The 4,223-nt window shown below is 60.8% G+C and carries 2 protein-coding genes; one reads left to right on the top strand and one right to left on the bottom strand.

All coding sequences use genetic code 11. From position 1 onward, the window contains the following. On the top strand, positions 1 to 2,560 hold a 2,560-nt coding region (locus OQK_RS02375), incomplete at its 5' end, for an NEL-type E3 ubiquitin ligase domain-containing protein (protein ID WP_274380841.1). A 3-nt stretch (positions 2,561 to 2,563) separates the two neighbouring features. Here OQK_RS02375 and mnmC read toward each other — a convergent pair. Then, the coding region (gene mnmC, locus OQK_RS02370; RefSeq protein WP_038861074.1) for a bifunctional tRNA (5-methylaminomethyl-2-thiouridine)(34)-methyltransferase MnmD/FAD-dependent 5-carboxymethylaminomethyl-2-thiouridine(34) oxidoreductase MnmC at positions 2,564 to 4,223 on the bottom strand (1,660 nt) is incomplete at its 5' end.

Here is a 4,223-nt window from a genome sequence, read left to right as displayed (position 1 = left end):
AGTCGGCGCTGGCGAAGAAGCTCGGCGCGCGCTGAAGACGGATCATCGTGAGGTGCTTGAGCGTATGTATCAGCGTTATGACCGGAGCGAGGCGGACGATGTGCTGAAGTTGCGCAAGGTCTTTGCCGCCATTGCGACGCGCCATGGGCAGCGGCTGATTGAGCGCGCGCCGAGTATCGAACGATTGCATCTGCGCGAGACCGGACAGGTGCCGTTACGGATGGGGCAACGCGTCAGGCAAAACATCAACGCAGTGCGACTCGATCGTGCCCTGGCAGGTTTGCATTGGCCACGACTGGCCAATGCCGATACCGACAAACTGGCCATTCAGTTGCTGCCTCGACTGAGCGGCTGGGATACACAATTGCGCTTGCAAGTGCATGACAAGACACTCACCGGGCCAATCCTGGAAGCCATTGGCGATGCTTCTGCGAAACCCGAAAATACCTGCTCGCTGGTGAAGTCTGCTGCCGGTTACGAGGCGTTCAGTGGCGACGGCAAGTCACTTGGCAAAGTGGCAGCAGCGCCGGGGGATCTGTACAGCGCGATTCTCAAAGCGCTGCCGTTGCGTCAGCGGACGGCCGCCGGGTTGGGCGAGTCTGCGCAGGCCGACACCGTGCGCTTGCGCAGCAAATTGCTCGATGCGGCGCTGGACGAACGCGAGGAGACGGCGCAGACATTGGTTCGCGGCACGTTTGAGCCTCGGCTTGTCGAGCCGGCCTGCATGCAGAGCGATCAGGCTGCCGGGACGGAGCATTCACGGGCGCTGCTGCGCAAGGCGCGCAAACTGTATCCACGCTTGAATCAGCAGCAGCTCAACCAATTGCTCGATGAGCTGGGCGATGATCCGTTGAGCCGTGCGACCCGCATCAAAGCTCTGCGTCAGGATCTGCAAACCCTGCGTGACGCGCTGTTTGTCTGGAGCGAAGATGCCGCCGCACTGAAAGCCATGGGGGGCGATCTGGCCGAAGCGCGGCACAGCCGGAAAATCGCCGCCGAGTTGATCGAAGAAGGATTTCGACGCTTTCATTGGGCCACCAACGAAGAGGGAAAAAACCTCTGTACCCTCAACCTTGACGGCATGCGCATCGGTAAGGTGCCAACATTGCCGCCGTCGGTGAGCTTCGACCACATAGAGCAATTGTCGATGCGCAACATGGCGCTGGGTGATGATGTCGCGCACTTCCTCAAGTCCTTCAAACAGCTCGAGCTACTGGAACTGGGCAGCAACACGATCACCCGGTTGCCTGAAGTGTTGTCGCACATGCCGCGTCTGCAACGGCTGAGTCTGGCAGGCAATCAGCTCAAACTGACCGAACAGACCCTGGCGAAGCTGAACAGTCTGAGCACGTTGCGCTACCTGAATCTGGACAAGAATCCGTTGGGCGCCACCCCGGATTTCAGTCAAATGACGCAACTGCGCCGCTTGTCCCTGCAAGAAACCGGCATCACGGAACTGCCAGAAGGCCTGTCCAATTCCGTCCACATTGAATTGATGAACCTGACCGGGAATAAAATCAAAGAGCTGCCCGACTGGTTATTCCAGAAAACACGCCATTTCACCAGCGCACTCAAGCTGGGACTGAATCCTTTTTCCGAACGCAGCAAAACGCATCTGGAAAACTATCGCGATAATTTCGGCATCGGTATGGACTACCTCCCCGATGACATCGCCAGGATGAACGAGCAACACGCCCGCTCGCTCTGGTTGACCAAGAACAGTGGCGAGGAGTGGGCAGAACAGACGCGGATCTGGACGGCATTGCGAAACGAGCCGAAGGCCGATGGGTTGTTCACCGTGCTGGCGCAACTGGGCGATACCGCGGACGGGAAAAAGGCCAGCGCCGACTTGCAGCGACGCGTCTGGGCGGTATTGAAGGCGGCCGAAGCTGACGGGCCGCTGTGTGAACAAGTGCTCGACACGGCTGCCGATCCGCTTCATTGCACCGACAACGCAACGCTGGTGTTCAGTCGCCTGGAAGTCGAGGTGGAAGTCGAGCGGGTAACCAGCGCGGCAAGCGGCCGCAAGGTCACTGCCAAGGCTCTGCTGGAACTGGGCCGCAGTCTGTTCAGGCTGGACAAGCTGGAAGAAATTGCCCTGGAGCATTCGCTCCGGGCGCCGAAGGTCGATGCACTGGAAATGAACCTTGCTTATCGCATCGGTCTGACCGATGAGCTGGGGCTGCGCGGTCAACCGAAAGGTATGCTGTTCGATGCCCAGAGTGGCGTGACAGCCGCTGATCTTGAGGTCGCCAGAAATCGCGTGATGACTGCCGAACTTTCCCCGCAATGGCTGAAATACATGCAGGAGCGAACGTTCTGGCGTGATTATCTGAAGCGTACGTTTACGCGCAAATTTTCAATGATCGATGAATCGTTCGCGCCGCGCATGAGTGCCCTCGATGAGCAGGCGGACACCCTGCTCAGTGCCGACTATGTGAGTCAGGCGAATGCCCTCCAGCTTGAAAAGGAGCAGGCACAAGAGGCAGTGATCAAGCGCCTGACCGAAGAGTCGATACGCCTGATGGATCTCGGCCTCTGTGTGATGCCGGACATCTGATATTCACTTGCCGCGAATCAGTTTGCGCAAGGCAAACCGGTTGGGATGGCACGCTTCGGCCACGCTGCGCGGCAACGGCAGCGGCTCGTTGTCCAGCCACGCGGCGAGCAGCTCGCCGGACAGCGGCGCGGTGATCAGCCCGCGAGAACCGTGGCCGCTGTTGACGTACAGACCATCGAGCCATGGGCAGGCGATGTCCGGCACTTGTCGGGCGTCTTTGCTCAATGCAGCGTAGGTTTGATTGAAGGTTTGCAGATCAGCGAGCGGGCCGACAATCGGCAGGTAATCGGGGCTGGTGCAGCGATAGGCTGCGCGGCCCTCAAGGCTCTCAATTGGCTGCTCGCTGATGTTCAGACGGCTCAGCAGATCGCTGGAAATTTCTTCGAGCATCGCCAGGTTGCCTTGGTGCTCGGCAGTCGTGGGCGTCAGGTCGTCGCTGTTGAAGTCGAAACTCGCGCCCAGGGTGTGCTCGCCCAGACGCGCCGGGGCGACGTAGCCTTCGGCGCACACCACGGTGGCCAGCTCACGACTGTCTGCGGTTTCAGGCAGACGCGTAATTTGTCCGCGAATGCGCTTGAGCGGCAATTCGGCACTCTGGGCAAAACGTTTGATTTCGGCAGCACCGGCCAGGATCACCACCGGCGCACTGGCGAGCAAACGCTCGCCGTCGAACGCTTGCCACTGGTCAGCGACTTTACGCAGCTCCAAAGCTTCGTGATGGCTGAGCAATTCAATGTTGGCGTGCATCGCCTGGGCCTGACACAGCGCTGGCGGATGCACCCAGCCGCCTTCGGGGTAGAACAAACCGCCGTGGGCCACGCCGACACCGGCGCGAGCCTGCGCTTCGGGTTGTTCCAGCCACTGCAAGAGATCTTCAGGAAACGCCGCCGCCAGTTGCGCGTGGCGCTCGGCTTCCTTGGCATTGAACGCCAATTGCAGCACGCCGCAGTCATCCCAGTCGCTGCCGCGTTGCAGGCTTTCCAGCAGGCGTCGGGTGTAACCGAAGCCACTGACAATCAACTGCGACAACGCCGTGCCATGGGCGGACAACTTGAGATAGAGCACGCCTTGCGGATTCCCCGAAGCTTCCTGCGCCACCGCCGAGTGGCGCTCGAGCAGACTCACCTGCCAGCCGCGCGCCGCCAGACTCGACGCTGTCGCGCAGCCAGCCAGGCCCGCGCCGATCACCAGCGCCCGGCGCTCACCGCGCAACGGAGCAGGGCGGGCGAACCAGGGTTTCGCCGGTATGGGCGCCGCCACCTCGGCGGGCCAGCCGAGAAATTCGCCACGCAGGATTTCCCACTTGTGGCCGATGCCCGGTGTGCGCTTCATCTTGAACCCGGCAGCGTTGAGCAGACGCCGGACCCAACCGGTGCTGGTGAAGGTGCTGATAGTCGATCCCGGCGCAGCCAGGCGCGCCAGTTCGACGAACAGCTCAGCGGTCCACATGTCCGGATTTTTCGCCGGAGCGAAACCGTCGAGAAACCACGCGTCGATCTGCGCATCGAGTTGCGGCAGTTGCTCCAGCGCATCGCCGATGAGCAAGGTCAGCGTCACGCGGCCGTTGGCCAGAGTGATGCGTTGAAAGCCTTGATGAATCGCCACGTAATGCCTGAGCAACTGATCCGCCAATGGCATGAGTTCTGGCCACAGTGCCAAGGCT

This window comes from Pseudomonas sp. R62 (genome assembly GCF_000257605.1).
Lineage (GTDB): Bacteria > Pseudomonadota > Gammaproteobacteria > Pseudomonadales > Pseudomonadaceae > Aquipseudomonas > Aquipseudomonas atacamensis.
Note: the sequence above shows the minus strand (reverse complement) of the source record. Positions and strands in the feature narration are given on the sequence as shown.